Origin of the sequence: Spirosoma sp. (assembly GCF_048594605.1) — a bacterium.
Lineage (GTDB): Bacteria > Bacteroidota > Bacteroidia > Cytophagales > Spirosomataceae > Spirosoma.
This window is the reverse complement of record NZ_JBMDWV010000339.1, coordinates 1-6,433: the sequence shown is the minus strand read 5'-3', so window position 1 is coordinate 6,433 and position 6,433 is coordinate 1. Positions and strand designations below refer to the sequence as shown.

Below are 6,433 nucleotides of genomic sequence, written 5' to 3'. Positions count from 1 at the left end.
CGCCATCACAGGCCACGTTCGTTTCCGGCGAGGTCGCAGTCGGTTTGATGCCATGAAGAAACAGATCATTCTGATGTGCCTGCTACGAAATACAATTCGGCTATGGCTTTCTGGTATTTGGTTTTTAGCTCCTCCCCTTTCAGGCGAAGGTCAATGAGCTTGGTTTCGCGGGAGTTTACCAGGAACAGCGAGCTCTCGCCCAAGTCAAATTTTTGCTGTTCGGCCTGGAGCAAAACCTGCTGTTGCTGAATCGTTCGCTGCTGAACAATCGCCTGATCTGCCAATGCGCGCAACTGATTATGCGCAGCCTGTACGGTGTTGGCAATATCCCGACTTGTTTGCTGGCGTTCGAGTACGACCTGCTGGTTTTTCACCTGAACCTCGCGAAGTTTTCCCCGTTCTTTCCGCAAAAAAAGAGGGAATACCAGATCGACACCAAGCTTATGGTTTTGCGGACGAAAGGCGTAGTAACTGCTCCAGTCGTACCCCGCATCGACCGTCGGCGTTTCGCTTAGTATACTGGCATTGAGCACAATCTGCGGTTGGACCATAGCCCGTCGAAAACGCTCCTCTATAGTCAACTGTTGATTTTTCACCGTCAGTTTTACCAGATCAGGATGTTGCTCCATTGCACGGTCCAGCAGGTTTTTGAACAAATTATCATCTGGTTTAGCCAGTAAAGGTTCCTGCGGTTTTGCTCCAGCAGGCAGTTCGACTGGCTGGCCGCTCTGATTCCACAAAAACGTACTGACCCGCAAGCGGGCATTTTGTTCCTCAACATCAGCCTGCTGCCGCTGTACCAACCGATCCTGTACCGTAATAAGAGCCTCCGTTGTGTCGATGATAGCAGCATCGCCAAGCAGAGCCCGTTCGCGCAGGGCCAGAAAACGGCGGCTGGCCAGATCATGGCCCTCGGCCAGAAGCTGCTGCTGTCGGTACGCCAGATACCACTCCCAATACGTCTTGGCAGCGTCGAACAAGGTTTTGTTAATGAGTTTCAGCCGATCGGCAGCGGCCAGATTCTGAGCCAGTTGAGCCTGTCGAAGGGTATTCCGGCGGCTATCCATGAGCAGCCCCTGTCCAAGGGGAACCGTAATACCAACACCACTTAGCCCCGAGGCAGGTGTGCGTTCTTCGGGGTTGATATAACGCCCCTTGTTGCGGTCGTACGATACGTTCAGATCAATACCGCCCGGCCATATTGGAACGGCTAATTTGTTCTGCCAGTGATCGTAATATAAATCGTTACCAAATTCCTTTCGGTTATAGGCCATGACCAGTTTGGGGTCGAACGCGCCCCGTGCCTGAACCAGCACTTGCCGCGCTTCTTCACTAAATAGCTGAGCCTGTTTCACCAGCGGATGATGTTGCCGGATTAGTTCGTAAAATACCGATGCTGAAAAAACAGACGTATCGGATAGTGAAGGTACAGACTGTGCCTGCCCTGAACTTACCGGCAACGATACAGCACAAACGGCAAACCACAATCCTAAAAACCAACGTATCATTTTTTCGCTCCTTTTTCGTCTTTTGGTTCTTCCTGCAAGCTTGGTGGGAAACCGTTCAGTTGTCGCCAGATTTCGTACCAGATCGGTACATCATCGAGCATGACCCATCCATATACGCCCGATCCTACACGCAGTTGGGTAGGCCAGGGCTGGTCGCCCGGTTGCTGTACCGGACGAACCAGTATCCGGTATTTTCCGGCGGCACTGCTCACGGCGTCGATCACCTCTACGCGTCCACCAAACGTACCGACCGAAACAGTAGGCCAGCCCGCAAACTGAATAGCAGGCCAACCATCGAACTGGATACGGACAATACGCCCGCGCTGAATGAGTGGTACGTCCATCGCCCGAACGTAGAGTTCAACGGCTAATTGGGGGTTAGCAGGTTGTAACGTAGCAATAGGTTCGCCTTCCTTAATGGTTTCGCCGATACCCGCTTTGGCCGGGCGAACGACGTAGCCATTCTGGGGGGCACGTACTACGTATAGCCCACGCCGAACTTCTACGCTGCTGATTTTATTCTGCAACTTTGCCACTTCGCCCCCCGCTTCAGCTAAGTACGATATTGCCGAACTTCGATCCGACTCGGCTTTGGCCAGTTTTTCGTTGTAATCGGCCTGAATCGTAGTTAACTCCAGACGGGCGTTTACTAAGTCCTGTCGGGATACGTTTACTTTATTTTCCTGCGAAATCACTTTCGCGTTGTCTTCCTGCACTTTAAGCCGACGGGCTTCCAGGTCGGTGAGGGAGAACAGGCCATTTTTGTAACCTTTCTCGAAACGATCGAGTCGGTCGAGGGCGATCTGATAATTTTTCCGGATAGCCGTCAGATCGGCTTCGTCGGCTGCTAATTTGAATTCGCTCTGGCGAACCTTGTTGCGAGCCGACGATAATTTGACGGTAAGCCCCTCCTTCAGCGCCTGAATCTGCCCGTTCAATGCCTGGATTTTAGCTTCAGTAGCCTCCCGAGTACCTTCTTTGGCGTCAAGTTGTTCACCCAGACGCTGCGGCAGGTTCGGGTCGAAGTATTCGTCTTTAATATCAGAAATAACGAGTAGGGTATCGCCTTTCTTAACGTAGTCACCATCTTTGACCGCCCATTTTTCAATCCGGCCAGCAATAGCATTCTGAATGGTTTGCGGACGATCCTGAGGGGTCAGGGCCGTGACGGTTCCTTCGCCGTTGATATTTTGCTGCCAGGGCAGAAACATAACAGCCAGACCAACAATCAGGAAAAACAGCATCCAGCGCCCCAGCTTCCGCCCACTGTGTGGCTCAGGCAGCGCGTGAAGGGTTTTAAGCGGATACTTCGCAAATAATTCTTCGTTTACCCGATGATTTGATAGGTTGAGCATTTTTTAAGTGAATAACGTAACATAGATAATGTAGAATAGATGGCTAAGTCTGAAACCTTATCCATTATTCATTTTACATCACCTGTTTCTTCCAATGGCAAATCCGTTACGTAGCCAATTTTTTCGACGGCGGTGAGCAGATCAAACACGGTATCAATACCCGATATAAGTTTATCTACCGAATTAGTGATAAGCACAATGATCAACTCAGCAGCCACAAACTGCCCCAGCGACATCTGACGGCCCACTACTAACGTTGTTCCCAGAATAAGCAAACCACCCGTTATGAGTGTTTTAAACGCGACACCGCTGTAAAAAAAGCGCTTCAATACGCTAAAGTGCTGGTTTCTATAATCGATGTATTTGGCCGCCAAATCATCCATTTTATCAACCGGTTCCAGCAGATCCGCCTTGTAGCGATACGTTGGCAGGTCGCGGGCCATCTCTTCAAGCCAATCCACTACTTTATATTTATACTTGGATTCGTTCAGGCTGGTCGTTACACCCTTTGGACCGTATACACGGCAAATCAGCCAGATAATAAGCACAGTGAAGACGCCGAACCCAACGAAAATTGGATGATAGGCCGACAGCAGAATAATACCGAAGGCGATCTGCACGGCAGCCGCCGTCAAGTCGATCAGTAGCTTTGGTAACCCTTTCTGAATGGTCAATACGTCGAAAAATCGGTTCATCAGCTCAGGGGGGTAATACCCCGAAAAAGCATCGGGTCGGATGCGCGGCAGACGGTAGGTAAACTCAAAAGCTGCTTTGGCAAAAATGCGCTGCTGCAACAGTTCAACGAGCGTCATTTGAGCAACCAGCAGCAGGCCTGTTACCAGCACCCCCAGGATTACCAGCCCAATCAATACATAAACCGAGCTAAATACCAGCCCACCCGACACCAGATTAAACACGGCTTGAATACCAAGTGGCAACGAAAGACTGATAAGTCCCGTCACAAACGCGTATAAATAGATATAACCAATATCTTTTCTCTCATTTGATAGTAGCCGAATCAGCCGTTGAAGCGGTGTCGGTGGCGGGTCAATTGACTGTACGCTAGCCATTTAACTTAATTTATTTCCAGGTTGATAAAACGGTTTTCGCTTATTTAGCGTTCGCTTAAAAGTATTTTAATCTCTATTTAACCACTTGATAGTATTACTATCTTTTTCACAAACATAACTTATACACATAAAAGTTTGTTTACTTTGCCGATATTATTTCCATAAGAGACAAGAATAGAGGATCAATGGAGTACTCAGTACACGTCCGCATGAATGAGCGGCTATTTCTGCGCAATCCGGAAGGGTCAGAATTAGGACGGCGGATTGTTAGACAGGGAATTTTACTTTTCAATGAAATTGGCTTTGAGGACGCTACGTTTAAGAAGCTGGCTGAGCGCATCGGCACTAAAGAAGCCAGTATTTACCGATATTTCGAAAATAAGCATCGACTCCTGGTCTATCTGGTAACCTGGTATTGGCAATGGCTCGATTTCCAGCTTATTTTTCGGACAAACAATCTCATTGATCCCCGCGAAAAATTAGAACGACTTCTGCGACTGATTCTATTGATTGACCTTGGTACTCCGCTGGCAAACGACATTGACCTTCGGGCTTTGCATAATATTGTTATTCATGAGTCCAGTAAAGCCTATCTGACTCATCACGTTACAGAAGATAATCGGCAGCAGTTGTTTAAACCTTACAAAGACCTGTGCGGACGAATTGCAGACCTTATTCTGGAGTATCGGCCCAACTACCCTTACGCTCAGTCGCGGGCCAGTTCGCTTATTGAGACAGCCCACTACCAGGCTTTTTTCATGCAGAACTTACCCTCATTGACCGATTTTGGGGTAACCGATCCTGACCAGCCAGCCGGAGCCGACAAACTACTGACTTTTGTCAGGCACTTGCTTTTCTCGTCGCTGGATGCCGATCCGCACTGTTTCTGACCGAACAGCTGTCTGACCAGAAAGATTTTTTAGTTGTCGCGTTGCCCGTCTGACTAAGTACTTCCTGTACGAACCGTTGATTCTGTCCAATTAATTCTTCGAGAAGATTAAAAGGCATCTGGTTCATAACTACGTAATAAACTTGTTTTACCGACAAAAACCGGGCGGTTAACGGTAGGGATTTATACGGATAAGAAGGCTGTGTTTTATGAATGGAGCAAGTATAAAAAGGCGGATGGAACCTACTCATATTCGGTCATTTGCGTGTTGAAAAAGTCGCTAACCTTGATAGTTTTGCATTCTATAACAATAGTGGCTTTTCTGCCGTTAAAATCTCTAGTTCTTCCTGCAAATATTTACTCTGTGAAAAGATGGATTGCTATCGGTCTCGTCGTTCTGGTTCTCGGCGGGATAATTGTGTATAATAAGGTATTACACCCCGCTCCTGGCGCATCACCAGGCGGCTCAGGTGGGGGTAAAGGAGGAGAAGGAAAAGGAGGCCCTGGTGGTAGAGGTGGTCCTGGCGGGGGCGGCCCGTCGAGCGTTAATGGTTTCGTAGTTATTTCCCAACGGCTTCAGGAAGATGTAGTTGCCAGCGGTTCGTTGCTGGCTGCGGAACAGGTCGACATTTACCCCGAAATTTCAGCCCGTATTACTCAGCTAAATATTCAGGAAGGTCAACCCGTAAAAAAGGGCGATTTGTTAGTAAAATTATTCGATGCGGATTTGCGGGCGCAGCTTCAGAAACTTCAGGCGCAGGCAGACAATGCCCGCCGAACTGAGGAACGTAACAAACAGTTGCTCGAACGAGGAGGTATCAGTCAGCAGGAATACGATATTGTGACCACTAATCTACGGTCGTCGCTGGCCGATATTGAGTTAGTAAAGGCCAATCTGCAACGGACGGAAATTCGGGCCCCGTTTTCCGGCGTGATTGGTTTACGTAACGTAAGCGCAGGAGCGGTGGTGTCACCGAATACATTGATTGCGCGCCTGCAACAGGTTTCGTCGCTGAAACTTGATTTCTCAATTCCTGAAAAATACGGACAGTACGTACATCCAGGGAGTCAGGTTTCGTTTTTAGTAGATGGAACGACGAAGCCAAGCCAAGGTGTTGTATATGCCGTTGAGCCAGGTGTGGAAGAACAAACCCGGAACCTTCGCATTCGGGCACGTGTCAATAACTCATCAGTACGGTTTCGGCCTGGTACTTTTGCCCGCGTTACGTTGACAGTTCAGAATGAACAGAGTCTGGTTGTGCCTACGCAGGCAGTTATTCCGCAAACCCGTAACAATCAGGTAATTGTTGTAAAAAATGGGAAAGCCCTCTTTAAAGATATAAAGACTGGGCTTCGGACGGAAGGTACGATCCAGGTCTTATCTGGTTTACAACGAGGAGATACGGTGGCAACAACGGGCTTATTATTTCTTAAGCCCGACGCGCCGGTTAAAGTTGGCAAGTTGATTACGTTACCTAATGGTCCGAAAGTAGCGAGTAATTAAATCTGTAGAGACGCAATACGTTGCGTCTCCTGACCGGACGGTTTATTGCCGGATGGTTTTTGCTGACGCACAGGAGACGCAACGTATTGCGTCTCTACAAAATTAAC

At 48.5% G+C, this 6,433-nt stretch carries 5 protein-coding genes; 2 read left to right on the top strand and 3 right to left on the bottom strand.

Features of this window, described 5'->3' with window-relative positions; translation table 11 throughout:
- Nucleotides 1-65: 65 nt before the first annotated feature.
- From ACOJS8_RS20595 to ACOJS8_RS20585, 3 genes are all read right to left on the bottom strand, one after another.
- Nucleotides 66-1,508: a TolC family protein gene (locus tag ACOJS8_RS20595; RefSeq protein ID WP_420150435.1), complete on the bottom strand. Its 1,443-nt coding sequence runs from the start codon at nt 1,506-1,508 to the stop codon at nt 66-68.
- Nucleotides 1,505-2,863 (bottom strand): HlyD family secretion protein, encoded by a 1,359-nt coding sequence (locus ACOJS8_RS20590; RefSeq protein ID WP_420150434.1) that lies wholly within the window; start codon nt 2,861-2,863, stop codon nt 1,505-1,507. The genes ACOJS8_RS20595 and ACOJS8_RS20590 overlap by 4 nt, the downstream gene beginning before the upstream one ends.
- A gap of 68 nt (nt 2,864-2,931) precedes the next feature.
- Nucleotides 2,932-3,933: an ABC transporter transmembrane domain-containing protein gene (locus tag ACOJS8_RS20585; protein ID WP_420150433.1), complete on the bottom strand. Its 1,002-nt coding sequence runs from the start codon at nt 3,931-3,933 to the stop codon at nt 2,932-2,934.
- Nucleotides 3,934-4,118: 185 nt separating this feature from the next.
- On the opposite strand from ACOJS8_RS20585, the gene ACOJS8_RS20580 reads away from it, so the two are divergent.
- On the top strand, nt 4,119-4,823 hold the full coding sequence (locus tag ACOJS8_RS20580) for a TetR/AcrR family transcriptional regulator (protein WP_420150432.1): 705 nt from the start codon (nt 4,119-4,121) through the stop codon (nt 4,821-4,823).
- A gap of 363 nt (nt 4,824-5,186) precedes the next feature.
- The gene (locus ACOJS8_RS20575) at nt 5,187-6,326 is read left to right on the top strand and encodes an efflux RND transporter periplasmic adaptor subunit (RefSeq protein WP_420150431.1); all 1,140 of its coding nucleotides are present in this window, start codon (nt 5,187-5,189) and stop codon (nt 6,324-6,326) included.
- Nucleotides 6,327-6,433 lie beyond the last annotated feature (107 nt).

Coding starts and splice junctions, on each gene's coding strand:
- ACOJS8_RS20595 (WP_420150435.1), bottom strand. CDS start 1,508: ATGATACGTTGGTTTTTAGGATTGTGGTTTGCCGTTTGTGCTGTATCG.
- ACOJS8_RS20590 (WP_420150434.1), bottom strand. CDS start 2,863: ATGCTCAACCTATCAAATCATCGGGTAAACGAAGAATTATTTGCGAAG.
- ACOJS8_RS20585 (WP_420150433.1), bottom strand. CDS start 3,933: ATGGCTAGCGTACAGTCAATTGACCCGCCACCGACACCGCTTCAACGG.
- ACOJS8_RS20580 (WP_420150432.1), top strand. CDS start 4,119: ATGGAGTACTCAGTACACGTCCGCATGAATGAGCGGCTATTTCTGCGC.